The sequence below is a fragment of the Rosenbergiella australiborealis genome (assembly GCF_018494035.1).
Taxonomy (GTDB): domain Bacteria; phylum Pseudomonadota; class Gammaproteobacteria; order Enterobacterales; family Enterobacteriaceae; genus Rosenbergiella; species Rosenbergiella australiborealis.
Window position 1 is genome coordinate 1 of sequence record NZ_JABBFO010000016.1, and the last position, 26,763, is coordinate 26,763.

24 protein-coding genes and 1 pseudogene are annotated in these 26,763 nt (G+C 47.0%); 18 read left to right on the forward strand and 7 right to left on the reverse strand.

The genetic code is table 11. The features are described 5' to 3' along the window. The 9 genes and pseudogenes from HGT73_RS13275 to HGT73_RS13320 all read left to right on the forward strand — a co-directional run. Nucleotides 1-951, forward strand: a 951-nt coding sequence (locus HGT73_RS13275) for a VENN motif pre-toxin domain-containing protein (protein WP_214215747.1), incomplete at its 5' end; no start/stop codon positions are given. Next, entirely contained in the window at nt 948-1,421 is a 474-nt protein-coding gene (locus tag HGT73_RS13280) for a hypothetical protein (protein WP_338111621.1), read from the forward strand. The genes HGT73_RS13275 and HGT73_RS13280, both read left to right, overlap by 4 nt. A gap of 122 nt (nt 1,422-1,543) precedes the next feature. Beyond that, nucleotides 1,544-1,792 (forward strand): hypothetical protein, encoded by a 249-nt coding sequence (locus HGT73_RS13285; RefSeq protein WP_244968575.1) that lies wholly within the window; start codon nt 1,544-1,546, stop codon nt 1,790-1,792. Between the two features lie 477 nt (nt 1,793-2,269). After that, entirely contained in the window at nt 2,270-2,725 is a 456-nt protein-coding gene (locus tag HGT73_RS13290) for an adhesin (protein ID WP_214215748.1), read from the forward strand. Then, complete coding sequence (locus HGT73_RS13295) at nt 2,709-2,969, forward strand: hypothetical protein (RefSeq protein WP_214215749.1); 261 nt, start codon at nt 2,709-2,711, stop codon at nt 2,967-2,969. The genes HGT73_RS13290 and HGT73_RS13295 overlap by 17 nt, the downstream gene beginning before the upstream one ends. 248 nt (nt 2,970-3,217) lie before the next feature. Continuing rightward, nucleotides 3,218-3,724, forward strand: a pseudogene (locus tag HGT73_RS14970) (hypothetical protein); the annotation flags it as partial. Continuing rightward, a complete protein-coding gene (locus HGT73_RS13310; protein WP_214215750.1) occupies nt 3,721-3,909 on the forward strand; it encodes a CPCC family cysteine-rich protein in 189 nt (62 codons plus the stop codon). The pseudogene HGT73_RS14970 and the gene HGT73_RS13310, both read left to right, overlap by 4 nt. A 72-nt stretch (nt 3,910-3,981) precedes the next feature. Beyond that, nucleotides 3,982-4,797 carry a hypothetical protein gene (locus tag HGT73_RS13315; RefSeq protein ID WP_214215751.1) on the forward strand — a complete coding sequence of 272 codons (816 nt, stop codon included), beginning with the start codon at nt 3,982-3,984 and terminating at the stop codon, nt 4,795-4,797. After that, nucleotides 4,794-5,258: a hypothetical protein gene (locus tag HGT73_RS13320; RefSeq protein WP_214215752.1), complete on the forward strand. Its 465-nt coding sequence runs from the start codon at nt 4,794-4,796 to the stop codon at nt 5,256-5,258. Before HGT73_RS13315 ends, HGT73_RS13320 begins: the two co-directional genes overlap by 4 nt. Nucleotides 5,259-5,501: 243 nt before the next feature. Here the strand turns inward: HGT73_RS13320 and HGT73_RS15020 are convergent, their stop codons facing one another. After that, entirely contained in the window at nt 5,502-5,723 is a 222-nt protein-coding gene (locus tag HGT73_RS15020) for a SymE family type I addiction module toxin (RefSeq protein ID WP_338111623.1), read from the reverse strand. 92 nt (nt 5,724-5,815) lie between these two features. Here HGT73_RS15020 and HGT73_RS14890 point away from each other — a divergent pair, with 92 nt between their 5' ends. Continuing rightward, nucleotides 5,816-6,256, forward strand: a complete 441-nt coding sequence (locus tag HGT73_RS14890; protein ID WP_338111622.1) for a hypothetical protein — start codon at nt 5,816-5,818, stop codon at nt 6,254-6,256. Nucleotides 6,257-6,698: 442 nt separating this feature from the next. On the opposite strand, the gene ykgO is transcribed toward HGT73_RS14890, so the two are convergent. From ykgO to HGT73_RS13345, 3 genes are all read right to left on the reverse strand, one after another. After that, nucleotides 6,699-6,839, reverse strand: a complete 141-nt coding sequence (ykgO, locus tag HGT73_RS13335; protein WP_048913566.1) for a type B 50S ribosomal protein L36 — start codon at nt 6,837-6,839, stop codon at nt 6,699-6,701. Further along, entirely contained in the window at nt 6,836-7,102 is a 267-nt protein-coding gene (locus HGT73_RS13340; RefSeq protein ID WP_214215753.1) for a type B 50S ribosomal protein L31, read from the reverse strand. The genes ykgO and HGT73_RS13340 overlap by 4 nt, the downstream gene beginning before the upstream one ends. Nucleotides 7,103-7,187: 85 nt before the next feature. Continuing rightward, nucleotides 7,188-8,108 (reverse strand): LysR family transcriptional regulator, encoded by a 921-nt coding sequence (locus HGT73_RS13345; protein WP_214215754.1) that lies wholly within the window; start codon nt 8,106-8,108, stop codon nt 7,188-7,190. Between the two features lie 109 nt (nt 8,109-8,217). On the opposite strand from HGT73_RS13345, the gene lysA reads away from it, so the two are divergent. Further along, the gene (lysA, locus tag HGT73_RS13350) at nt 8,218-9,489 is read left to right on the forward strand and encodes a diaminopimelate decarboxylase (RefSeq protein WP_214215755.1); all 1,272 of its coding nucleotides are present in this window, start codon (nt 8,218-8,220) and stop codon (nt 9,487-9,489) included. Nucleotides 9,490-9,504: 15 nt separating this feature from the next. Here the strand turns inward: lysA and galR are convergent, their stop codons facing one another. Then, nucleotides 9,505-10,512 (reverse strand): HTH-type transcriptional regulator GalR, encoded by a 1,008-nt coding sequence (galR, locus tag HGT73_RS13355; RefSeq protein WP_214215756.1) that lies wholly within the window; start codon nt 10,510-10,512, stop codon nt 9,505-9,507. Between the two features lie 439 nt (nt 10,513-10,951). Between galR and HGT73_RS13360 the strand changes: the two genes are divergently transcribed. From HGT73_RS13360 to lplT, 7 genes are all read left to right on the forward strand, one after another. After that, complete coding sequence (locus tag HGT73_RS13360) at nt 10,952-12,703, forward strand: penicillin-binding transpeptidase domain-containing protein (protein WP_214215757.1); 1,752 nt, start codon at nt 10,952-10,954, stop codon at nt 12,701-12,703. A 215-nt stretch (nt 12,704-12,918) separates the two neighbouring features. Then, entirely contained in the window at nt 12,919-14,148 is a 1,230-nt protein-coding gene (locus HGT73_RS13365; RefSeq protein ID WP_214215758.1) for an efflux RND transporter periplasmic adaptor subunit, read from the forward strand. Then, nucleotides 14,148-17,333 carry a multidrug efflux RND transporter permease subunit gene (locus HGT73_RS13370; RefSeq protein ID WP_214215759.1) on the forward strand — a complete coding sequence of 1,062 codons (3,186 nt, stop codon included), beginning with the start codon at nt 14,148-14,150 and terminating at the stop codon, nt 17,331-17,333. The genes HGT73_RS13365 and HGT73_RS13370 overlap by 1 nt, the downstream gene beginning before the upstream one ends. Next, a complete protein-coding gene (locus HGT73_RS13375) occupies nt 17,324-20,425 on the forward strand; it encodes an efflux RND transporter permease subunit (protein WP_338111624.1) in 3,102 nt (1,033 codons plus the stop codon). The genes HGT73_RS13370 and HGT73_RS13375 overlap by 10 nt, the downstream gene beginning before the upstream one ends. Beyond that, the gene (locus HGT73_RS13380; protein WP_214215761.1) at nt 20,425-21,822 is read left to right on the forward strand and encodes an efflux transporter outer membrane subunit; all 1,398 of its coding nucleotides are present in this window, start codon (nt 20,425-20,427) and stop codon (nt 21,820-21,822) included. Before HGT73_RS13375 ends, HGT73_RS13380 begins: the two co-directional genes overlap by 1 nt. Nucleotides 21,823-21,944: 122 nt before the next feature. Then, entirely contained in the window at nt 21,945-24,107 is a 2,163-nt protein-coding gene (gene aas / locus HGT73_RS13385; RefSeq protein ID WP_214215762.1) for a bifunctional acyl-ACP--phospholipid O-acyltransferase/long-chain-fatty-acid--ACP ligase, read from the forward strand. A gap of 2 nt (nt 24,108-24,109) precedes the next feature. Further along, nucleotides 24,110-25,303, forward strand: coding sequence for a lysophospholipid transporter LplT (lplT, locus tag HGT73_RS13390; RefSeq protein ID WP_214215763.1), 1,194 nt, complete (start codon nt 24,110-24,112; stop codon nt 25,301-25,303). Between the two features lie 11 nt (nt 25,304-25,314). On the opposite strand, the gene HGT73_RS13395 is transcribed toward lplT, so the two are convergent. Further along, nucleotides 25,315-26,355: an NADP(H)-dependent aldo-keto reductase gene (locus HGT73_RS13395; RefSeq protein ID WP_214215764.1), complete on the reverse strand. Its 1,041-nt coding sequence runs from the start codon at nt 26,353-26,355 to the stop codon at nt 25,315-25,317. A 13-nt stretch (nt 26,356-26,368) separates the two neighbouring features. Continuing rightward, nucleotides 26,369-26,587, reverse strand: coding sequence for a YgdI/YgdR family lipoprotein (locus HGT73_RS13400; RefSeq protein ID WP_407073169.1), 219 nt, complete (start codon nt 26,585-26,587; stop codon nt 26,369-26,371). Nucleotides 26,588-26,763 lie beyond the last annotated feature (176 nt).

Below are 26,763 nucleotides of genomic sequence, written 5' to 3' on the forward strand. Positions count from 1 at the left end.
ATGATAGCGGTTGACGCCTATGGCAAAGGGGTTGCGGAGCTAACGGAAAACGAGAAACAGACGGTGAGTGCGCTAGCAACTCTTGCGGCGGGTCTGGCGGGAGGATTGGTGGGGGGCGATACGGCGAGCGCGGTATCAGGGGCGCAAGCAGGGAAGGTGACGGTTGAGAATAACTCGTTAGGTGATATTGCCGAGAATAAAGCCTCGGGAATGTCACAGGAAGAGAAGTACCAGAAAGCACAGGATGCACTGGTAAAAACCACTGACGAGTTTAAAGCACAAAACTGTGCCGGACTCAGTGCCGAAGCCTGTGGTACGAAAATGGAAGCGCATCGTGATGAACTGCTAAAAGGTTTTGCGGATGCGGGTCTGGATTTTGTACCGGTCGTGGGTACGATAAAGACTCTGGCTGAAGCGCAGTCTGCGCTTGATTACCTGACCGCTGCGGCAACTCTGATACCGGGAGAACGTGTCGCATCAGCCATCCTGAGGAATGTGGAAAAGGCGCTGAAGAAAGGTGATGTAGCTGAGGCGTCGAAGCTGATTAACAAAGCCAGTGATGAAATTGCAGGGCATTTACCTGCGCCAGGTAATATTTCTCGACCCAGCTCAGGTATTGGTTCAAATGCAGTATTTTCAGTTAGTAATGCGCAAATCGGTAAAAAATTAGGAAAACATGTAGAGGATTTTGGTGGGAATCCTTCAAATGCAGCTGACAGGCAACGTGTATTAGATATTATCAATAATATAGGTTCAAACCCGGATAAAGTTATTGCCGGGAAATTTGCAGGTCAAGGTGCAGTAGGTGGAGCAAGTCGTGGAGATGTTTTCTTCAGAATTAAAGGTAATGATGTTGTTGTCACTAAACCTGATGGAACTTTTGTGACTGTTCTAAAAGATGGAATTAATAACACATCTGTAAAAAATGCACTAAAAGGAGATCTAAAGTGATTGATTTTTCGAGTGTTTACAAAGAATGGGCGCATGTGGTTACAGGAATGAAATTATTAACTGTAAAGGGGGTAGTCTATGTCTATGAAAGACCAGAACTTGAGCACCCCCAACAATTACAGTTAATTTTTTCCGGGATTTATGATGATTTTACTTTTAAATGTGGGCGCGATGGTTCAAGTCTTGAGATGACAAATAATCCTCTGCAAGCATATGATCTTGGAGAGTATGGGAAGGAGGTTATTATAGATCTGTCATCCCAGCCATTTTTTAAAGTTTATCTTGATAAGAATTTATTAAAATTATTTTCAATATTTTCCTTATTTGAAAATGCTCAAGTGGGAATAAAGTTGGTGTTTGATGGAGGTATTGATTTAATTATTGCTAATATTGGCGATGAAATAAGTTTCTTTACTGAATTGCCATTAGATTATGAGCAAGAAATAGGTATTGAATACCGATTATTGTAAAATATATCCCGGCCATTGCGCCGGGGTTTTTACTTTCCGGCCTCCGCTGAACGGCTTCATGCCCGCCCGGCTCGCATGCGGCGACAACCGGAAAAGGCATTAGTGCATCAGCCGGTATCAATATGGGTGGTGCGGCGATTGGAAGTGCAATTAAGGGAGAAAATCCGATTAATTCTATAGCTGGAGCTGGAGTAGGTACTGTTGCCGGTGGTATCGGTGGTGAAATAATCAAAGGAGCTGCTTCAAAATTTGGGAAAGATACCGTCACTGATTCAACAGGTGCGATTCTTGGTGGATACATCAGCGAAAAAACAGGAAATGCAGTAAAACACACTCTTGATGAAAAGGATAAAGCTAATGCTAAAAAATAACCTTCTTATCTTGATAAAGCTGGTATTTGCTTGCCTAGTTTTATTTCTAACTGCAAATTTAATATCTGAACTTTTGGCATCCTTAATTATTTATTTAAAAAGGGGTTTTTTTCCATTCAGTTGGGAAAGGGTTTTTACATCTTTCTTTACGTCTGGATATGTGGGCGGTCTTATTTTAGGTATTGGCCTCTGGATAAAAATCTGGTTACAAGAAAGGAAAAATAAAGAGTCATCATCTGAGTAAACTTTTGCTCCCAGCTGTTAGCGGCTGGGATTGTTGCTGAGAATAATTGGCTGAGTCTGCCATCGGGAATGGCGGACTATGGTCAGTCAGCCTATTCATTAGCAATGTCTATGGCTCAGTAAGGCGCAACCCCAGATGAAATCAATACGGCGCTAAGTCAGCATGTGAAGGGGAATTTGCCCGAGGGAACGAATATCACGAAAGCCATTGTGGAAGGTTATACAGATGGCTGAATGATAGGAGGCGCAATCTACTTAGGCCCGGCGGCCTCGATAGGGAAAGTTGTGGGGGGAGCAGTCATCGCGGAAATCGCTAATGGTTCTTATCAGTGGTTTGATATAAACAGTGAAAAAAATCAAAGCCAGCCGGAAAACCAGCAAAAGACCTGGGATTACTGGGGAAGTACTTCTGCTGCTGTAACCGGGGCGTTGGCTCCGGGTCGTAGTATCTGGCAGAACGCAGGAATCGCGGTAGGTGGAACGCTATTTACTGATGGCCCTGATAGAGGTGCTCTAATTGGTACAAGAGCTGGCTGGGCATTTGGTACTGCGGCTGGTCTTGTTGTCCCGCCTTTATTTAACCCTGTTTTAGGCTCAAGCTCAGCTCCTATTGGCGATATTATCGGCTCGGTTGGAGGAGAGTTCATTAATAACGCTTTAAAGGATGATATCAATGAAAAGAAAAAATAGTCCTACTATCGGGTTACTGTTTTTGAGCATTGCATATATGGTTTTTTGCTGTTTAATATTTTTTTTTCTGGCTTTGATAACTGTAAAATACCTCATTAACCATAGTGTGTATCTCGAAAAATCAGATATTAAACATATTTTGATTACCAGCACTATAGCAGGAACAGCAACGGCCTTAAGAGCATGGGTCTTTGCCAAGATAGATCAACATAAAGCCCGTAAATCTCGCCCATCCGACCCATAATTAATAACAATCCCAGCGTTATGGCTGGGATTGTTGCTGAGAATAACTCGTTAGGCGATATTACGCAGGCGCAGTCTGAAAGCAAGACGGTGGAGCAGAAGGCGGGTGAGTACATTGAGGCCGAAAACGAGCGATATAAAAAGGCAAACTGTGGTGGAATGAGCGCTGAAGCCTGTTCGGTGAAGACGTACACGGAACGATGTGAAGCACTTAAAGAAATGGCCTCAACAAGTGTGGACTTTGGCAGTACATTCATTCCTATTTACGGTGATATTAAGAGTATTTCGGAAGCACAATCAGCGATTGATTATCTTGCCGCTGTGATCGGTATAATCCCTGGCGCAGGCGATGTGGCAGGGAAAGCGATTAAAGCTGCTGAAACAGCGCTGAAGAAAGGGGATGTGGCTGAAGCGTCTAAGCTGATAAATGAAGGTAGCCAGCAAATATCGGCGAAAGCTAAAGATGTTCAGATTTGGACAGAGACCAAGAAAAAAGAACCTGTTTCAAATGCTTATGGTCACTGGGACAAACATAAAAATGAATTCCCCCAATATCAAAACTCTAAGCAGTATGTAGAAGCAGCGCATTCTTTTGTAACTAAACCGCCTGCTGGTACGTTGATAAAAACTCGCTCTAACGGGGACACTTTGTATTACAATCCTGGCACAAATACGTTTGCATCTAAAGATGCCAGCGGTGTTCCAAGAACAATGTTCAAGCCGGAAAAAGGTATGGAGTACTGGAATAAACAATGACGGAAAATGAACTTTATCCATGCCCCTGTTGTGGTAATACTACAATCGGAGAATTAGGTAATTACGAGATCTGCTCGATTTGTGAATGGGAGGATGATCCTGTTCAGTCCGAAGATCCTGATTTTGCAGGCGGGGCTAATAGACTTAGTTTAAATGAAGCTATGTTACTTTTTTTTAAAAAGTAGAACTAACTATCCCGCCCTAATCCGGCGGGATTTTTTTACTCATTAATTATCCTTCAGCTACCCGAGTGAACGTTGGAGCGAATTGTTGTTGAGAATAATTCATTAGGTCTGGTTATTCAGGGCGGAAAACTGGCTGCTCAGGGCTGCGTCGAGGTAGCCACCTGCCGGAATGCATTGGTTGAGAAAGGTCTGGGTGCTCTGCTAGGTATTGGTGCTGCAAATACTGTGCTAGATAATCTCTCGTCATCTGAACGAGATTATATCTTTAGCGTAGCCATGTCCGGCAAGGCTGATCTGATAGAACAATTAACACCGGAACAACGGGCTGCCTATAATTATATGATAGGGCAGGATCAAAAAGGCTTAATCACTGTCTTCCCGAAACCGGATAGAGAACTAACAGACGGTAAGTTGATTAATCCGGGTCATAGCGACCAGCAAGGGATAGTTAATACGGGTAATAAACAGCCATTAGAGTTAGGTCCAACACATACAGGTAATAGTGACGGTTTAGTAAATACGGGTGGAACGAGTACAGTAACGCCGCTTCCGGATGGGCCAAGTAAAGATGATTTTATTTATATGTCCGATGGGCATATGTTAGGATCAAATGGTGTTAAAGTTCCAAGTAAAACTATATGGAAAGGTGTAGGAAAAGAACGAATCGACGTGGAAAACCCAAATCCTGGACAAAGACCAGGGCAAGTACATTACCAAGATAATAAAAATAACAAATATTATTATGATCCGAGGAATAATAATTTTTATATTTTTGACTCAACAAAGAATAAAGTTCCTGCACCTTCTTCGATCAACAAACTGTTGGATGATCCTAAGTTCAAGCAAGCTATAGACAAAGGTATGAAACAATATTTGGGAGAGAAATGATTTTTTTTAACAAAGAGTTTGAAAGAAATATACTAAGCAAGGTAATTAAATTGCCATCAATTCCTAATGGAATTTCAAAATTGATTGATGATGGTTTTATTATCCACTCAGATGGCTGTATTTTCTTTAAAGGAAAACAACCTATTGATACTGGTAATGATAATGAAATTTTTTTTGATAAAACTGAGCAGGAGTGCTTTTATAATGAGTTAAGAGTTAGTGATTATATTGAGGGCGATATTGTATCTGTAGCCGTTAATGTCTCAGAAATGATAGCTGAAAAGTTACACAAAACTTTACCCTCCAAATCTTTTGAAATAGTCACATCTTTCGACAATTTTGAGGGTGAAATAGATGCAGTAATCAAACTTCATACTCTAAGGGAAGAGGAGGTACCATATATTGACCTACAATCTATTGATGAGTATCAACAGCCAATTTTTATATGTAGGACTGGATAATAAAAATGATTAAAACCCAGCGCCGGTAGCTCGGGATAAACTTTATAATATTGGAGCTTGAAAACCGTGTAGAGGAAAAAATTAGTTACTTCGGTAAATGTAGTAGAAAAACTGATTCTAACGGACGGTGAGCATATGAGAAAATGGTGTAATCTGGTTGAGTGAATGTCGGAGCGAGCTGTTGTTGAGAATATTAGCTTTTAACGATCCCGGCCATCAAGCCGGGATCGTTTTACTGACTAATCACTCCTCAGCCAGCCGTATAATCAGTTCTCCCTGCTGATCACTGACTTCAACCTTCCTGTCCGTCTCAAATTCCAGCGCCTGCATCCAGTGGCCTTTAAGGATAATCGATGGTAAAGACTGATGCTTAATGTGATCACGAACATATTGTTGAGAATAATTGGCTGAGTGGCATCGAAGGATTCGGTATCGGCTTCCTGAATAGTGTTCAAGCTCAGGGATCGCTGATAAATAATACTAATCTTACTGATGAAAATGGCAAAGTACTTAATCCGGTAACACCAGAGCAAATTAAATATGCTTCTGACAAACTTGTGACCGGGGAATTAGCACCCGGACAGAATGCGGCTACAGGGTTAATTACGGCTTGGGGCGCAGGAATGTCAACAGTTGTTGCACCAGTTCTGTTGCCGGCGACAGCGACAGCAGGAAGTGTGATTGGAGCCAGTGTAATCGGCGGCTCGGCAAATATTTTTAATCAGTTGAACAGTGGCGCACCGTTCAATGCCACGGATGTACTTATCGCGATAGGTATCAGCGGACTCACGCAGGGTAAAGGGTTCTGGTTCACTGAAGCAGCAAGTATTGGCGGATCCTATGCGGGGGCTAAGTTGCAGGGGCAGGATACACTTCCGATTGTTGCAGGTGCGGTGATTGTACTGGGATTGGTGCTGGTGGAGGTAAAGCTGTTGAAACTGGGAATAAATATTTCCCGATTGTCTCAGATAAAACCGCTGGTATTGCTGGGGCTATAGGCGGTGCTGTAATTAGCGAAGCTACAGGAAGTCAAGTTGAAGACAAACTAAAAGGTGAGTGAGATAGCAAATGGCACCTAATACTTATAGCTTAAAATCTCTTTTTATTTGACTGATCGTTTTTATCGTTACCATGACTCTTGCTTTTTTGTCAGGTTGCCTATGTGCTGCAATTTTGGTTTATTTTAAAAATGGCTCTTTCATTATTGGCTGGCATGAGGATGTTCTTTTTTCAATTAAAAGAGGTATCGTGGTGGGTATTCCTACAGGTGCAGGTATTTGGCTTCTATCCAAGATGAAACAAAAAGAAGATCCATCCTCAAAGTCATAAAGATCAGACCGCGGCGCAGGCCGAGAGTATTTTACCCGCTGTACAGGTGAACGGATAGATAAGGATAAAAATAAAGCCAGAATTCTGGCTTTAGTCTTTACGATAAAAACGTTAACGTTTTTTCTTCGTTCCCTGTACGGCTTTAAAGCGCGGATTACTTTTACAAATCACAAAAACCCGTCCGTGGCGGCGCACTATTTTACAATCAGGATGCCGTTGCTTGGCAGACTTTAACGAGCTCAATACTTTCATGACTTATCCTTACTCTGATCGAAAAAACGGCCAAAACGTTGCTTAAAGCGCGCAGCACTGCCTTCCTTAGCGAACTCTTTCTGTTTACCGGTGTAAAACGGATGAGAATGAGAGGAGATATCCAAGGTTACATAGGGGTAAATCTGGCCTTGATAGTCGACAGTACGATCGGTACGAATCGTCGAGCCAATCACAAAATAGTGATCGGCGCCGAGATCGTGGAAGACCACTTGACGATAATCGGGATGGATAGCGGGTTTCATTATCGCTCCTAATTGTTATGTTATATTATAACAATAAAGGATTGGCGATTTTTCTGCAAGTCACTTTGTATCGTCTCCCTCATTATTAATCTAATGCTTGCTCAATCTGCTGCAACACTCTCTTGCTGGCGAGGGTCAAGTAATGGCTGAAGGTTGAACGTGCGGCGGAGTCTGGCCGGTGACGTGGCGTGACAAGATTGACGGTAAAAGGCACGGAATAACTTAAGCGGCGCATCACGACATTATGTGGCAGGTAATCGATAGCCGTGAGTGGATTGATAATAGACACCCCGCAGCCCAGACCGACCATCGCACAGACCGATGCCGCACTGTGCGTCTCTAAGGCGAGCCGCCGAGGAATACCTTGCGTGAGAAAAAGCTGGTCGAGTAACTGCCGATAACTATCGGTACGTGAGAGGCTAATAAACGGAAGATCGCGAAAATCTTCGGGGGTGAGAAGGGAGCGTGCAGTCAGTGGATGATGCTTGGGTAAAATACAGACTTCATCGACCGTTAATAGATTCTCTACATCGCAACCCTCGGGAATAGATTGTGTTTCGGTAATGCCTAAATCAAAACGCTGCGCGGTCAGCCACTCTTCCAGTAGCGGCGACTCTTGAGGGGTAATTGTCATATTCGCCGCGGGATAATCACGTAAGTAGGCCGCACAAGCATTGGGCAGTAACGATTGTGAAAATACCGGCAGGCAGGTAATCGCGATCTCTGCATGTTCTAATTGCGCTAAGCCGGCGGCGGTCTCTTGAATACGTTGTCGCCCGTACCAGCTGCGTTGCACCTCTTCAAATAATCGAAACCCTTGTTGCGTCGGGTGTAGACGACCTTGACTGCGACGAAATAAGGGCACCGCCAGTTGCTGTTCCAAGCGAGCCAGCTCTCGACTCAGGGTCGGTTGTGAGGTACGCAAGAGTGTGGCGGCACTGGTTAAGGTGCCTTGGGTCATTACCGCATGGAAAATTTCAATTTGCCGCCAGCTTAATGGGGTCATTAATCGACTCGTATTAGGTATATCAGAAATGAATAGGGTATCGTACAAATGATATTTTTCAATATATAAAATTTATGGCTTACTGGAGCTCTTGCACAAGGAGAATAGAATGCCTACCCTGATTACTGACCCGACCACCGCACTTCATCAAACGCAATTATTAGCACTTGCTAAGCATTATCAAGGCCCGTTTTGGGCATATGATGCACAGATTATTCGTCAACAAGTTGCTAAGTTACGCCAATTTGATGTGATCCGTTTCGCACAAAAATCCTGCTCGAATACCCATATCCTGCGGCTAATGCGTGAAGAAGGGGTGAAGGTGGACTCTGTCTCAGTGGGGGAACTTGAACGTGCCTTACAGGCCGGTTTTAGTCCTGAAAGTGATGATATTGTGTTTACTGCTGACCTGCTAGATACGGAAGGCCTGGCGCGTGTCAGAGAACTTAACGTTGCAGTGAATACCGGTTCCATCGATATGCTTAAGCAACTTGCTGAGGTTTCTCCCGGACATCGCGTTTGGTTACGGATTAATCCCGGTTTCGGTCATGGTCATAGCCAAAAAACAAATACTGGAGGGGAAAATAGTAAGCACGGTATTTGGTATGAACAGTTACCGGATGCACTAGCAGTGATCCACTCTGCTGGCTTGCAGTTGGAAGGGCTGCATATGCACATTGGTTCAGGAGTCGACTATCAACACTTACAACAGGTGTGTGATGCAATGGTTGAACAAGTACTGAGTAGCGGCTGTGACTTGCGGGCGATATCTGCTGGCGGTGGACTATCAACCCCTTATACCTTTGACGACCAAGAAATTGATCCGGCTCACTACTTTTCATTATGGGACCATGCTCGACACCGCATTGCCGAGCACCTTGGCCATGCTATCACCCTAGAAATTGAACCAGGGCGCTTTTTAGTTGCGCAATCAGGGGTATTAGTCAGCCAAGTACGCGGAACTAAGTGGATGGGAAGCCGCCACTTCACCTTGGTTGATGCCGGTTTTAGTGACTTAATGCGTCCTGCGATGTACGGCAGTTATCATCATATCTCTGTGATGGCAGCCGATAGTAGCGACACGACATCTCGTCCTGTCCAAGCAACGTTGGTAGCCGGTCCACTGTGTGAATCGGGAGATGTCTTTACTCAATTAGCCGGTGGAGAGGTTGAGCCCCGTACACTTCCCCTGGCTTATGTTGGAGACTATCTGGTCTTTCATGATACGGGGGCTTATGGGGCGTCGATGTCATCTAATTACAACAGCCGCCCCTTAATTCCAGAGGTGCTGATTGATAACGGTCACCTCACAGAGATTCGCCGTCGACAAACCGTCGCTGAACTTTTAGCGTTGGAAAGCGCTCGCACCTTAACGCTTTAATCTGATAGTGCTCGGCTAGAGCTCTTCTAGCCGAGCGACTGAATGTCGAATGACCAACGTGGGCTGAAATAGGTGGGTTACCGGCGGGAGTGGGAGTCCATGCCCCAATGCGAGAGCCAGACGTGCAGCCTGTTGCGCCATTGCTACGACTGGATAGCGAACGGTCGTAAGACGAGGGCGGACATAACGCGAAACATGCACATCATCAAAACCAATCACCGAAACCTGTTCTGGCACTTTTAAGTTATTATCCGTCAAGGCTGCCAAGACACCGGCCGCCATTGAGTCGTTATAACAGGCGATGGCAGTAAAATGTTTACCTTGGGCCAACAGAGAGATTGTTGCTTGCTCGCCGCCATTTTCATCGGGTTCCCCATAAGCAATACATTCGTCATGAGGCATTAGACCGTGGTCGCGTAGGGCATCCTGATAACCACCCAGACGCTCTTTCGCATCGGAAATGGAGTGGCTTGAACAGACGTAAGCGATATGCTGATGGCCCTGAGCGATAAGATGACGGGTAGCAAGCCAGCTACCATAACGATTATCGAGGGCGATACACCGAGACTCAAATCCGCTCAAAAGACGATTATTAAGTACCATTCCTGGGACTTGTTCCATCATGGTTCTCAGATCGTCATCACTGATCATTTTTGCGTGGATCACCAGACTTTGGCATTGATGGCGAATAAGCTGCTCAATAGCTAATTTTTCCTGCGCTGCGCGATGGTAACCATTGCCAATTAACAGAAAATTACCCGTTTGAATGGCCACTTGGTCGACAGCTTTGACCATCGCGCCGAAAAAGGGATCGGATACATCGTTAACGAGCAGCCCTAAGGTTGCAGTGGATTGTTGAGCGAGCGCACGGGCATTAGCATTGGGAATATAGTTAAGTTGAGCCATTGCCGCATTCACTACGGTGATGGAGTGGGCACTAGCTTTTGGTGAGTGATTGAGAACCCGTGAGACGGTCGCCACAGAAACTCCCGCTAATCGGGCGACGTCCTTGATAGTAGCCATAATAATACCTTCCAGGGTAAACGTTTACACTGCGATTATGTTACGTCAATCGCCGGTCAGCGCAAGCCCGATAAATGCCGCCTAGATCTCAGTTTTTACCTAAAGTGACAGCTAGAAGTACAAAAACATTACGTTAATTATTGTTCGTTACATTTTGCGTGATTCTGTTGCGTTTTAGTAGTGGCTGTTTTTCTCTATCTTTCAGTAAAGTAACACTCCCAGAGGTATTAATCGGTGAACATCTTTCCATGGATTACACCAGCCTGCGCCAATGCGCAGGTTTTTTTTTGCCATTTTTAGCCATTATCCTATTTATAAATACATTAACGCCTTTTTCCTCAGCGAATTACGAACTGAAACACAGTTTTCGGCACCTTCAGTGGCTTTTTCATGTAAACTACCGCTAAATTCATCATTATTTTTAACTTATCGGATCGCTATGCCCCGGATAAAAAAAATCTTAGGAAAAGACCAAATCAAATCGCCGTTTAACTCATTTCGATTTCGTCTTATTTGCCTCGGGGTTATGGGCTGCTTGACGTTGTTATTGGTACGAGTGGGTGATTTACAACTGGTTGATCAACCGATGCTTGAGCACGAGGCCGATCAGCGCTCTTTGCGTACCGTGACATTACCCACTAATCGCGGAACATTGCTTGATCGTAACGGCGAAACCGTTGCTTTAAGTGTGCCGTCACGCGATATCATCGCCGATCCGATGAAAATCCTAGAATCTAACCCAGATTTTTACAGTCCAAAGTGGGCGTATTTGGCCAATGCCTTAGGGATGCGGCCAGAACAGTTGGCGAATCTGCTAACAGCTAACGCAAAAAAGCGTTTCTTATACTTAGATCGCAAAGTTGAACTGGGTATTGCTAAAGATATTAATAGCCTACACTTACCCGGCTTAACCTCGGTCTATGACGATAGTCGTTTTTATCCTATGGCTGAAGCGGCGGCGCCTTTAATTGGGATTGTCGGTGCCGATAATAAAGGGCTAAATGGATTGGAGCATAGCTTCGACACCTTACTGCAAGGGGTGCCGGGAAAAGAGCGCTACCGTCAAGACCGCCACGGCAATATTATTTCGATGCTGAGCTACCAGCCGCCGACACAGCCACCTACGGTACAGTTAAGTATCGATAAGTTTATTCAATATACGATGTACACCAAACTGCGCGACGGTGTCTTATTGAATAAAGCCGATTCAGGTGCTGCGGTTATGGTTCGCGTCGATACCGGTGAAGTGCTAGGAATGGCGTCTTATCCGTCCTACAACCCAAATAACTATGAAGACGCGAACGCGACACAAATGCGTAACGTGGCGATTAACGACAGTTTTGAACCGGGATCAACCGTGAAACCCTTGGTCGTGATGGAGGGATTGCAACGTCACCTCGTGCGTCCTGACTCGGTTATTGATACGACCCCTTATATGGTCAACGGCCATTTAATTCGTGATGTTGGACATTGGCCCCGTTTGACCATGACCGGTATTTTACAAAAATCGAGTGATATTGGCGTCTCGCATATCGCACTGGCGATGCCGGCTGACGTGCTGGTCAACACTTACCGCTCCTTTGGTTTAGGCCGTTCTACCGGATTAGGGCTGACCGGGGAGAGTGTCGGCTATTTTCCGCTACACCGTCAGCGTTGGGCCGATATTGAACGTGCCACGTTCTCCTTTGGTTACGGTCTACGGGTTACCCCGTTACAAATTGCCCGAGAATATGCCACCTTAGGCTCTTTTGGTCTCTATCGTCCGCTCTCTATCACAAAAGTAACCCCCCCGGTTATCGGTACACGGGTGGCCGATGAAGATGTGGTACGTAGTGTGGTTCATATGATGGAAAGTGATGCACTCCCCGGTGGTTCAGGGGTTCGGGCTGCGGTACCCGGTTATCGTTTAGCGATTAAAACCGGTACGGCTGAGAAAATGGGCAGTAATGGTAAATATGATGGTGGTTATATTAACTACACCGCCGGGGTTGCTCCCGCGAGTCATCCGGTGGTGGCATTGGTGATTATGATCAACCACCCTACCGCAGGTGACCACTTCGGGGGCAGTGTGGCCGCACCGGTATTTGGTAATATCATCGGCCCGGTACTTAAGCATATGAACATTGCACCGGATGCGATTTATACACCACAAGATCCCCAAGCCACTCCGACATCACCCACTCAGCCCTAAGTCTGTGAAACCATTTATAGGACGGCAATAAAGTCGTCCTATCCTGCTAATACAGCAATATTTACGCTGCCAGAAATAATTTAACGTCTTCCTTACCAATTTATACTGGCAACTCCCTGCCAGCTTGCTAATAATGAAGGCAATTTATTGTGACCTCACTGTTAGCACCTGCGCGGCAGAAGGTTGTTTGTGTCTCCTGATAACGAAGAAGAACCATGACCAATACTTCTCAGCGACCGGTGCGTCGTACTTGGCTTAAAAAACTGGCTATTTTACTTAGCCTTGTTGTCCTTGCGGTAATTATCTGGCGTCTGTACGCCACGCATTCCTCCTCCTCATCCGGGGGCCCTCCTATGGGGCGGCATGGTATGCGTCCGGGAATGGGGGGGGCGAACATTGTGCATGCAGTCCGTGCTCAACAAGCAGATGTTCCCGTCTATGTTTCGGCACCGGGTACCGTTATTCCAAATGCCAGTGTTACGGTGACTAGCCGTATCACCGGTCAATTAGATAAGGTGTTTTTTACGGAAGGGCAAAAAGTGACAGCAGGGCAATTGCTGGCACAAATTGATGATCGTGATTACCAAGCGACCCTCGCACAGTATCAAGGGGCATTAGCTGAAAACCAGGCATTGCTTAACAATGCTGAGCTGACCTTGGCGCGCTATCGTAAACTTTACGCACAAGACTCCCTTTCAAAACAAGATTTAGAGAGCCAAATTGCCACAGTGGGGCAGTATCGGGGGTCGGTTCAACAAGATCTCGCACAGATTAATAATGCCAAAGTGAGTATCAGTTATGCGCGTATCACGGCACCAGTTTCAGGGCGTGTCGGTCTACGTCTGGTCGATGCCGGAAACTTGGTGCAGAGTGGGGATAGCACGGGCATTGTGACGATTACGCAGATGCAACCGGCCGCCGTGACATTCAGTGTTCCCCAACGTTATGTGGGCGAATTGTCGACCAAATTACACCAAGGGCAAGCATTACCTGCGACAGCCTTTGACCAAGACGGCACCACGGTACTGGCAGAAGGTGAGGTCCGTTTTATCAGTAACACCATTGATACCACCACCGGCAGTATTGCGTTAAAAGCGATGTTTGCGAATGAAAAGGAATCGCTATTTGCTAATCAGTTTGTCAATTTACGGCTACAAATTGATCGTTTGAAACAGGCGACAGTGGTGTCCACGCAAGCGATTCAGTTGAGCAGTGATGGGAGCTTTGTTTTTATTATCCAACCCGATAATACCGTTATACGCCAAGCTGTGAAAACCGGACCGTTATTTGGTGAGGACCAGCAAGTCGTTTTCTCCGGGGTGAAACCGGGCGACAGAGTCGTTTCCGATGGTATCGACCGGCTGGTCACCGGCAGTAAAGTGACAGTCGCGGATGAGACGCCCTCGACAACATCCTCTGAGTCAGCACAGAGCAAGGCTGAGTAATGAATCCTTCTCGTCTCTTTATACAACGACCGGTGGCAACGGTTTTATTAATGGTTGCCGTCTTACTATCCGGTATCTTTGCGTACCGATTTCTCGCGGTCTCCGCGTTACCCCAGGTTGACTACCCAACCATTCAGGTTACCACCCTCTATCCCGGCGCAAGCCCGGATGTGATGTCCACGGCGGTGACCGCACCCTTAGAGCGTAATCTCGGTGAGATGAGTGGCTTAAGTGCGATGACGTCCAGTTCCTCGTCCGGATCGTCGTTGATCACTTTGCGATTTGGGCTGACAACCTCCTTGGATGTCGCGGAGCAAGAGGTGCAAGCCGCGATCAACTCCGCCAATAGTCTATTGCCAAGCGGTTTACCTAATCCGCCTACCTATAAAAAGGTCAATCCCGCTGATACACCGGTGGTGACGCTCGCTGCAACGGCCGACAATCTGCCGTTGACGCGGGTGCAAGATCTCCTTAATACCCGTGTCGCACTGAAGTTGTCGCAGATTTCTGGGGTGGGATTGGTCAGCTTGGAGGGCGGGCATAAACCGGCGATTCGTATTCAGCTTAATCCGACTGCGCTGGCTGCACATAATCTGACCTTAGAAGAGATTAATACGGTAGTCGGTAATAGCAATGTCAATGGCTCAAAGGGGGGCTTTGACGGTAAATACCACTCAGTCACGATTGATGCGAATGACCAACTGCGAACGCCTGATGAGTATGGCAACCTGATTATCACATGGCAAAATGGTGCCGCCCTGCGCCTAAAAGATATAGCCACCATTACTCAAGGCTCTGAAAATACCTTTCAATCCGCGTGGGCCGATAATCAGCCGGCAATCATTATGAATGTACAGCGTCAGCCGGGGGCTAACGTTATTCAAGTGGTTGATGATATTAAGGCACAATTACCACAACTCCAGCAAACACTGCCCGATGGGGTAAAACTCAGTATTGTGGCTGACCGAACGCAAACGATTCGTGCTTCAATCAGTGATGTGCAGTTTGAAATGGTGCTCTCAATTGCGCTGGTGGTGATGGTCACCTTCCTCTTTTTACGCAATATTGCCGCGACCTTAATTCCCAGTGTGGCCGTGCCTTTGTCATTAATTGGTACCTTTGGTGTCATGTACCTGCTGGGATTTAGCTTAAACAACCTTTCATTAATGGCATTAACTATCGCCACTGGCTTTGTGATTGATGATGCGATTGTTGTGGTGGAAAATATTTCGCGGCGTCTCGAAGAGGGAGAGTCACCGATGGAGGCGGCTTTAAGAGGCTCGCAACAGATCGGTTTTACTATTATTTCTCTTACGTTTTCATTAATTGCGGTACTGATCCCACTTCTATTTATGGGCGATGTAGTGGGGCGCTTATTCCGTGAGTTTGCCATTACATTGGCGGTCTCTATTTTGGTATCGATGATCGTCTCCCTGACTTTAACACCGATGCTCTGCGCCTATTTGCTCAAACATACCCCGCCTGATCAGCAATCGCGCTTCGCCCAGCAGGGCGAAATTTGGTTTGAGAAAATAGTACAAGGCTATGACAGGTTACTCAGTAAGGTGCTAAACCATCAGAAACTCACGTTGCTGGTGGCACTTGGTACGTTTGTGATTACAGCCTTACTCTATCTGGTTGTTCCCAAAGGTTTTTTTCCACAGCAAGATACCGGTATGATCCAAGGCATCACTATTGCTTCACAAGATGTCTCGTTCCAAGAGATGGCTAACCGGCAAAAACAGCTGGCGACAATAATCTTGCAGAACAAAAATGTTGAGGCCCTCACTTCAACTATCGGTATTGATGGCACAAATACCAGCCTCAATAGTGGGCATCTGCAAATTACCTTGAAGCCGTTTACAGACCGCCATGAGCGGGCCGATACGGTGATCAATGAACTGAAGCAGGCCGCTCAACAAGTCCCGGGGATTCAGCTCTATTTGCAATCAGCGCAAGATTTAACGGTTAATGATCAAGTTACGCCGAATCAATACCAGTTTACCTTGGCCGATTTAAGCAGTGAAAATTTAGTAAAGTGGACACCGCGACTGGTCGCAGCTCTGGCTAAACGACCAGAATTTAGTGATGTTGTCAGTAACTTACAGGACCAAGGGCGGATTGCGTATCTTGATCTTGATAGAGATAAGGCTTCACGTCTTGGCATCACGGCTTCGGATGTGGATACGGCACTGTATAACGCATTTGGTCAGCGCTTAATTTCCACCATTTTTACGCAATCAAACCAATATCGCGTCGTGTTGGAAGTGGCTCCTCAGTATCAACAGACTCCGGCCTCGTTGGAGGATATTTGGCTCAAATCTTCTGTGACCAGTAACAGTTCCACCTCAAGTAGTACAACATCAACGCTTACCAGTTCGACAACCAGCGATACGACGAAAAGCGGTATGGTCAAACTGACCGCCATCGCTACGGTCCATCAACGCTTAGGTTCTTTGATGAATATGCGTTTGAACCAATATCCGGCGGTGATGGTGTCGTTCAATTTGGCAGAGGGCTACTCGATTGAACAAGGACAGGAAGCGATAAGCGAAGTCAGCCAGCAGCTCGCCTTACCCGAAAGTATTACTTTGCAATACCAAGGCGAAGCATCGTCCTTCCAGAGCGCGACCAGCAATACGCTATGGTTGATTTTGGCAGCGCTACTGACCATGTATTTAGTGTTAGGCATATTGTATGAGAGTTTTATCCATCCGGTGACGATTCTCTCGACGCTACCCTCAGCGGCGATTGGTGCCCTGTTAGCTCTGTTACTCAGTGGGAGCGAATTTAGTTTAATTGCTTTGATAGGGGTGATCTTACTTATCGGTATCGTTAAGAAAAATGCAATTATGATGATCGATTTTGCATTGCAAGCGGAGCATGAGCAAGGTTTGTCGCCGAGAGAGGCCATTCACCAAGCCTGTCTTTTGCGTTTCCGCCCTATCTTAATGACAACCATGGCGGCACTGTTAGGTGCGCTACCACTAATGTTAGCCAGTGGATCGGGAGCCGAGCTCCGTCAACCTTTGGGGTTAGTGATCGTTGGTGGCTTGATTGTGAGCCAAATCCTAACGCTGTTCTCAACGCCGGTTATCTATCTTTGGTTTGATCACTGGTCAGAGCGTGGACGTCGTTTTGTTGCCCGCAAACAACAAGCGCGTAGGGATAGACAATCACTATGACGCGCCTTTTTATTTTCCGCCCGGTTGCGACCTTATTATTAACGGCAGCCTTAGTGCTGCTTGGGCTTTTGGGGTATCGGCTACTGCCGGTCGCCCCTTTGCCGCAAATTGATTTTCCGACGATTATGGTCTCGGCAAGTTTACCCGGTGCCAGTCCTGAAACGATGGCCGCGACAGTCGCTACACCGCTTGAGCGTGCGCTGGGACAAATTGCCGGAGTCACGGAAATGACCTCAAGCAGTTCGCAAAGCTCAACGCGCATCGTGCTGCAATTTGATTTGGATCGTGATATTAACGGTGCCGCGCGGGATGTACAAGCGGCGATCAATGCCTCACGCAGCTTGCTGCCGAGTAGCATGCCGTCACTGCCAACTTACCGTAAAGCTAACCCTTCGGATGCGCCAATCGTATTACTGGCATTGACCTCAAAAACACGCACGGCGGGGCAGCTTTACGATATCGCCGAAAGTAAAATCGAGCAGGTGATTGCACAGGTCAGTGGCGTTGGGGAAGTCTCGCTAATGGGCAGTGCCTTGCCAGCGGTGCGTATCGACCTTCAACCCAATAAACTGACCCAATATGGTGTGTCACTGGATGAAGTACGAGAAGCGGTGGTTAATAGCACCTCTAATTTACCTAAGGGCATTTTACAGGGCGATCATCTGTCTTGGGCGGTTAACAGTAATGGCCAATTGGATAAGGCGGCGCTTTATCAAGACCTGATTATACGCTACCAAGACGGTAAGGCCTTACGCTTAAAAGATGTGGCTACCGTGTACGATGGGGTGCAGGACAAGTATGTCTCTGGGGCCTTGAATGGTTACCCGGCGGTAATGATCGGGGTAACGCGTCAAGCGGGTGCCAACATGTTGGATACCATTGATGAGATCAAAGCGAAACTCCCGCAACTGAGTGAAGAGCTCCCGGCTGACACCGCTTTACAACTGGTATTAGACCGCTCCCCCAATGTTCGGTCCTCGTTATACGAAACGGAAGAGACACTGCTGGTGGCGATGATGCTGGTCGTCGCGGTCGTCTTTATCTTCCTACGTGACTGGCGGTCAGTACTTATACCGGCCTTAGCCTTACCCGTATCCTTGATCGGTACTTGTATCTTCATGTATTTGCTGGGCTATAGCCTTGATAATCTTTCTCTGATGGCGCTTATTGTTGCCACCGGCTTTGTGGTCGATGATGCGATAGTGGTCTTAGAGAATATTATTCGCCATATCGAAGAGGGACTCAGCCCATTGCGCGCTGCGATACGCGGGGCGAAAGAGGTCAGTTTTACCGTCCTATCGATGACAGCATCACTGATCGCCGTGTTTATTCCTATCCTTTTGATGGGGAGCATTGTCGGGCGTTTGTTTAGAGAGTTCGCGGTAACATTATCGATCTCTTTAGTGATTTCAATGTTGGTCTCACTCAGCCTTACCCCGATGCTTTGCGCCCGTTTACTTAAGCGTCGTCCGCCTGTTACAGAACGGCCGCATCCTTTATTTCAATGGATTGAACGTCAACTGGCCGCATTACTCGCCCTTTATCATCGTGGGCTAAAATGGGTATTGGCCCACCAAAAAATCACGATGGCTACGCTGCTCGCGACCATACTGCTCAATTTTTACCTGTTTAGCGTGGTACAAAAAGGCTTTTTCCCCGATCAAGATACCGGCATGCTAATGGGCATGGTACGGGCTGATCAAAGCACCTCTTTCCAAGCAATGAAGCCGAAAGTTGCGCAGTTCACGCAATTAATTCTCGCCGATCCTGATGTTGATTCTGTGATGTCCTCAAGCGGCGGCGGTATGTTTGGATCTCGCAGCACCGCTTCCTTTTTCGTTAAATTAAAGCCGTTAGACCAGCGTAAAGCTACGGCCACGGAAATCGCGAACCGTTTAAGTATGAAGGGAAATAAGGTCGCCGGTGCTGAAATGTTCTTAATGGCGGCACAAGACTTGCGAGTCGGTGGACGTAGCGCAAATGCCTCTTATCAATACAGTCTGCAAGCCGACGATCTTAAGTTGTTACGAGAATGGACGCCAAAAGTACAACAGGCATTGAGCGCACTCCCTGAATTAACCAGTGTCGATTCAGATTCACAAACCGGTGGACAAGAAGTGATGGTCACCATCGATCGTGATGCTGCGATGCGTTTGGGGGTTAATGTCAAAATGCTCGACACAATGCTTAATAACGCGTTTAGTCAGCGGCAAATTGCGACGATTTATAAAACATTAAACCAATATAAAGTGGTGATGATGTTACAAAGCAACGATACGGCACAGCCCGATGAACTCAACAAGATCTATGTGCTTAATAGCGCTGGTGATCGTATCCCGCTCTCAGCGATTGCCCACTTTAGCGGCGCTAATGCTCCGCTCTCTGTGGCTCACCAAGGCCAGTCGGCCACCACGACTATTGCTTTTAACCTCGCCGATGGCGTGTCACTGGAACAGGCTCAAGCCATTATTAAACAGACGATGGCACAAATCGGGGTTCCAGACACTATTGCGGCCAGTTTCCAAGGCACGGCTAAAGCCTTTAGCCAACTCACCGACACCCTGCCGTGGCTTATTTTGGCCGCTTTAGCGGCGGTATATATCGTATTGGGGATGTTGTATGAGAGCTATATTCATCCATTAACTATTCTCTCAACGTTACCTTCTGCGGGAGTGGGGGCACTGTTACTGTTGATATTGACCAATACCCAGTTAACGGTAATCGCCTTCATCGGCATTATTCTGTTAATCGGTATTGTGAAAAAAAATGCCATTATGCTGATCGATTTTGCCTTGGAAGCGGAACGGCGGGGGATGACCTCTCAGCAAGCGATTACTGAAGCCTGCCTAAAACGTTTTCGACCAATAATGATGACGACATTAGCCGCCTTTTTTGGCGCGTTACCGATGGCTTTAGGCAGTGGTGGTGATGCAGATTTACGAAGCCCACTAGGTATTGCTATTGCCGGTGGCCTTGCACTGAGCCAGCTGTTAACTTTATTTACCACGCCGGTCGTCTATTTGTGGTTAGACCGATTAAGCCAAGCAACTCGACAACGTTGGCACCGTTTTCGTTATTCAGGAAATCAGTGATGAAATTATCGTTAAAAATCTCCACCCTTAGCCTGATGATGGTATTGACCGGTTGTATGGTAGGCCCAGATTATCATCGTCCCAAAGAGACACTGCCTTTGGCGTTTAAAGAAGCGAAAGGTTGGCAACAAGCACAGCCACAGGATGCCGAGCAGAAGGGGGCGTGGTGGCAAGTTTATCAAGATCCGGTGTTAAATCAGTTACTGTCACAGGTCGCGATCTCTAACCAAAATATTGCGATGTATGCCGCCCAGTATCGCCAAGCTTTGGCACTGACGGATCAGGCAACGGCAAATTTTTATCCGACTGTCGACGCGGATATTCAGTCGGCGCGTAATGGTACCCATAGCAATGGCCAACGCAGTACCAGTAATAGTCACTCTGCAAAACTGACGGCCAGTTGGGAGCTAGATTTATGGGGGAAACTACGCCGCCAAGCTGCTGAAGAACGTGCCTCGGCGGAGTCAAGCCAAGCGGATTTAGCAAATGCCACACTAAGTGCCCAATCGCAACTAGCACAAAACTATTTCCAACTGCGAATCATGGACCAGCGTATCGCGCTATATCAAAAGAGTATCGCGGCTTATCAAGGCTATTTGCGCGTGGTTAATAATAAATATCAAGCTGGCAACGAAAATCGCGCCGCTGTCGCGCAGGCACAAATGCAGCTTCAGGGGACTCGCTCAACACTTTTAGGTCTTACTTGGCAACGGGCACAACTTGAGCATGCGATTGCCTTATTAATTGGAAAAACACCGGCTGAATTTTCGTTACCTGCTGCACCGTTAACCGCGAAATTACCGACTATTCCAGTGATGGTCCCGTCACTGTTATTACAACGTCGTCCAGATATTGCTGTGGCAGAACGCTCAATGGCGGCGGCAAACGAAGCGGTGGGGGTTGCGATTGCAGGCTACTTCCCCGATCTGACACTCAGTGCATCAGGGGGAACCAGTGCGAGTGCCTTACATAACCTCTTTTCTCTACCGTCGCGTGTCTGGTCGTTAGGCCCAGAATTAAGTGGAACGGTATTAGATTTTGGTGCGACTCGTGCCTCGGTCGCTCAAGCGCGCGCCGCCTATGACGCTAAAGTCGCCAATTACCGACAAACGGTGTTAACCGCGATGCAAGATGTTGAAGACAGCTTAGTGGAGTTAAACACGTTAGGCGATGAGATTGCCGCACAACAAGCCTCAGCTCAAGCGGCAATGGTTTCAGCGCAAGTCACCCGTAACCAATATGATGCTGGAATGATCGATTATCTCGATGTGGCGACCACCGAGAACAGTAGCCTAAGTGAACAGCAGTCGTTGTTACAATTACAGAGCCAACAATGGGTCAACAGTGTAGCGTTAATTGCGGCACTCGGCGGGGGATGGCATGCCCCCAATCAATAGTAATACGCATCACTCTGTGTGCGATTTAACCTAATTTTAATGACAGTATTTGTCAGAAGGCGTCTAAACGTGTTTAATCAAGGGTATCGAGCTTTGATACCTTTGATTTTAACAGGGAAAACATGTTACTGAAATTTCTGCGCTGGGTGTGCCAAGTTCTATGGCGAGTTGACGTGCAAGGAGAGACTTCCAGCTTTTCCTCCCAAAAAGTGATTATTACGCCAAACCACGTTTCGTTTATCGATGGTATCCTTCTCGCGCTATTTTTACCGGTCAAACCTGTATTTGCCGTTACCGCCACTTATGCCCATCATTGGTCGTTACGTTTGGTCAAGCGTTGGGCGGAGGTGGTGGCGTTAGATCCTGCCAAGCCGATGACCATGAAGCGGCTAATTAAAGAAGTTAATGCTGGTCGCCCCGTCGTTATTTTTCCAGAAGGGCGCATTACGGTAACTGGCTCTTTAATGAAGATCTACAGCGGGGCTGGGTTTATCGCGGCGAAAACAGCGGCAACGATCATCCCGGTGCGTATTGAAGGGGCTGAATATACCCTATTTAGTCGTTTACCGGCTAAACGACGTCTTTTCCCTAAAATTCGCCTTTTTATCTTACCGGCAACCCATATTCCGATGCCGCATGCGGCCAAAGCGCGTCAGCGACGTTTGCTCGCGGGAGAACATCTAAGCCATATTATGCAAGAGGCACGAATGGCCGTTCGTCCGCGCGAGACCTTGTATGAAGCCTTTATTCATGCCGCTCAGCGTTACGGGTGGTCACATGGGTGTGTTGACGATATTAATTTTTCAGTGAATAGCTATCGTCAACTGTTAAAAAAAGTATTAGGTGTTGCCACCATTCTCGAAAAACATACCCAACCGGGGCAAAATATTGGGTTGCTGTTACCGAATAGTGTTGTCAGTGTCGCCACCTTACTGGCCGCGACAGCGCGAGGCCGTGTTCCCGCTATGCTTAATTACTCTGCGGGAAGAAAGGGGTTAGATGCAGCCATTACCGCGGCGCAAATTACGACCATCATCACGTCTCATCAGTTCTTAGCAAAAGGTAAACTTTACGATCTGGTTGAAAGCGCCCCGCAGATTCGCTGGTTGTATCTTGAAGAGTTAAAAGAGACGATCACGCGCCAGGACAAATGGTGGGTAGCAAAACATCTCTTTTTCCCGAAAACCGCGCAGCTGGCACAACAGCCGGAAGATGCCGCGGTCATTCTTTTTACGTCGGGATCTGAAGGTTTGCCAAAAGGTGTGGTGCATAGCCATAAAAGTTTACTGGCTAATGTTGAACAAATTCGCACGGTGGCTGACTTTTTGCCGCGTGACTGTTTTCTTTCGGCGATGCCATTATTTCATGCTTTTGGCCTGACAGTCGGGTTACTGCTACCGCTGTCGACCGGTGCGAAAGCCTTTCTCTACCCAAGTCCCCTGCATTATCGCATTATCCCAGAGCTGGTTTACGACCAAGATTGTACGGTACTGTTCGGCACCTCTACCTTCTTAAACTACTATGCGCGTTTTGCGGACGGCTATGATTTTGCCCGGTTACGTTATGTCGTGGCAGGAGCCGAAAAGTTACAAGAGAAAGTCAGACTACTCTATGCCGAAAAGTTTGGTATTCGTATTTTAGAAGGTTATGGCGCAACAGAATGCGCCCCAGTCTTATCGATTAATCTCCCCTTGGCCGCTAAGATTAATACCGTCGGTCGTCTATTACCGGCAATGGATTTCCGGTTAATCGCCGTGCCGGGTATCGAACAGGGCGGGCGTTTGCAAGTGAGTGGCCCCAATATTATGAAGGGCTACTTACGGGTTGAAAAACCCGGTGAGTTAGAACCGCCCGCGGCGGACAATGGCGAAGGCCAGCCTGATGCTGGCTGGTACGACACTGGGGATATTGTCGATTTTGATGAAGACGGTTTCTGTCGTATCCAAGGACGGGTCAAACGTTTTGCAAAACTTGCTGGAGAAATGGTGTCGCTAGAGTCTGTTGAATCATTAGCCATCACACTTTCACCGGAAAAAAGTCATGCAGCCTCCGTTAAGCAGGATTCGCAAAAAGGTGAAGCTCTGGTGTTGTTTACGACGGACCCACAGTTGACGCGCGAGCAATTGCTTAATGAGGCGAGAAAGCGCGGAAGTGGCGAACTGCTCGTGCCGAGAGATATTCGCTACCTTGCGATTTTGCCAGTATTGGGCAGTGGTAAACCCGATTATGTGACGTTAAAAGCAATGGCAGCAGAGCCTCTACGTAAAGATTCTTACAGTGGGTAATCATGAAATTAGCGATAGATTCACCGCTTCACGTACCAGGGTTACGCCCGGTATTGTTAGCGCAGTTTTTCTCTGCATTTGCGGATAATGCATTATTATTTGCCACCTTGGCACTATTAAAAAATGCGGCTTATCCGGAGTGGAGCCAACCCATTTTGCAGATGGTGTTCGTACTTGCCTATATTCTCTTAGCACCTTTTGTCGGGCATATCGCCGATCGTTTCTCAAAAGGGCGGGTGATGATGGTTGCCAACGGTATTAAGCTGATTGGTGTAATTGCCATAGGGGTCAATATTAGCCCTTTCCTTGGTTATAGCTTGGTCGGTATCGGTGCGGCGGCGTATTCCCCCGCTAAATACGGTATTTTAGGTGAGTTATTGCCGCTTGAGCAGCTGGTCAAGGGGAATGGCTTGATGGAAGGTTCTACCATCGCGGCCATTCTCCTAGGATCAGTCAGTGGAGGGGTTCTCGCCGATTGGCATGTCTCCACCGCATTGCTAGTGTGTGCGATTATCTATGCGTTGGCGGTAATGGCGAACGTGATGATCCCTAAATTGGCGGCGGCACGTCCACATGCCAATAATCATCCTAAGCAACTTTTACAGCACTTTATCCATGCCTCACAGACCCTTTGGCAAGATAAACAGTGTCGTTTTTCACTGATCGGTACCAGTATGTTCTGGGGCGCGGGCGTGACGCTACGCTTTTTATTAGTGATTTGGGTGCCGATCGCTCTCGGTATTCAAGATAACACGACGCCGACGACCCTCAATGCAATGGTCGCGCTGGGGATTGTTGTCGGGGCGTTTATTGCCGCGAAATGGGTTTCTATACAGCATGCAGGAAGAGCCTTACCGGCGGGGATCGCCGTCGGCCTATTGGTCACCGTCTTTGCGTTAGAAACCCATCTTCTACCTGCTTATGGGCTACTGGTTTTGGTTGGCGTATGCGGGGGGTTCTTTGTTGTGCCGCTTAATGCTTTATTACAAGAACGCGGGCAGAAAACGGTCGGGACAGGTAGCGCAATTGCCGTACAGAACTTAGCAGAAAATGGGATGATGCTGTCCATGCTGGTGCTCTATAGTGCTGCGATTTGGTTAGGTGCATCGGCAGTTATAACAGGCGTAGCCTTCGGCATTTTATTTGCCTTAGCTATCACCTGTTTATGGATATGGCAATTACAACGTAAAGTGTAAGCCGCTAAGTATTAGGGCGCAGGATTCGGAAAACGGCGATGGATCGCCTCAATCCCCGCTAACACCTCTTCACTCAATGTCAGCTCAAAACTATCAATATTCTGTTGTAACTGTTCCAGCGTCGTCGCACCCAATAACGTACTAGCAACAAAGGGTTGCTGGCGGACATAGGCCAGTGCCATCTGTGCGGGATCCAGTTGATGGGCTTGTGCTAATTCCACATACTGCGCGATGGCTTGTTCGGTGTATTCACCGTTATAACGCGTAAAACGACTAAATAGCGTGTTACGTGCTTTTTCTGGGCGCTTGCCTTGAAGGTATTTGCCACTTAGCGTACCAAACGCTAACGAAGAGTAGGCGAGTAACTCCACTCCTTCAAACTGACTCACTTCCGCTAAACCAATTTCAAAACTACGATTGACCAAACTGTAGGGGTTTTGAATCGAGACAATACGCGGCAGATCGTGCTTTTCCGCAAGGTGGAGATAACGCATTACACCCCAAGGGGTTTCATTGGAGACACCAATATAGCGAATCTTTCCTGCCCTAACATGTTCGGACAAGGCTTCTAGAGTATCGAGAAGTGTCACCGGGACATTTTCTTCACTGTATTGATAGCCTAATCGACCAAAACAGTTAGTGGGGCGTTGGGGCCAGTGAAGTTGATACAGGTCGAGATAATCGGTATTGAGACGTTTTAGGCTGGCTTCGAGGGCGATGCGAATATTCTTACGGTCTAAGGCTTGTTGAGGGCGTATTGAGGCATCATTTCCTCTAACTGGGCCGGCAATTTTGCTCGCCAGCACAATTTTGTCACGCTGCCCGCTTTTTTTTAACCAGCTACCGATATAGCTTTCAGTCAACCCTTGGGTTTCTGGGCGCGGGGGGACCGGATACATTTCTGCGGTATCAATCAGCGTAATTCCCCGCTCGCGTGCATAATCGAGTTGTTGGTGGGCGTCCGCCTCGCTATTTTGCTCACCGAAAGTCATGGTACCTAAGCCTAATTGGCTAATTTCTAGATTACTATGGGGAATACGGTGATAGTTCATGCTGTAATCCTTATTATTTTTTAATAATACTCGAGATGTCATCACTATTAATTTGCGCGGTATGGCCTTGCTGATCCGTATATTTAATTAATCCGGTATCTTTATCGATCACCGGTTTTCCTTCAGTGACCAGCATTTTGCCTTCTTTGGTCGCCATAACATAATCGCTAGAACAACTGCAGAGTAACAGGCTACAGGTTACGCCGACTATTAATGGAAAAACTCTACTCATCTCTCTCATATCCTCTTTTTCGTTAGCGCAACAGTAAAACGATGATAATGATTAACATAAACGGGAATCATCTGGATTCTTTTTCACTACGGAATAACCGTTTATGACCAGTTTCGATACGGAAGCTGGTTAATCGATTGAAAAATAATATTAAAAATTCAACTTTACGGAAGATA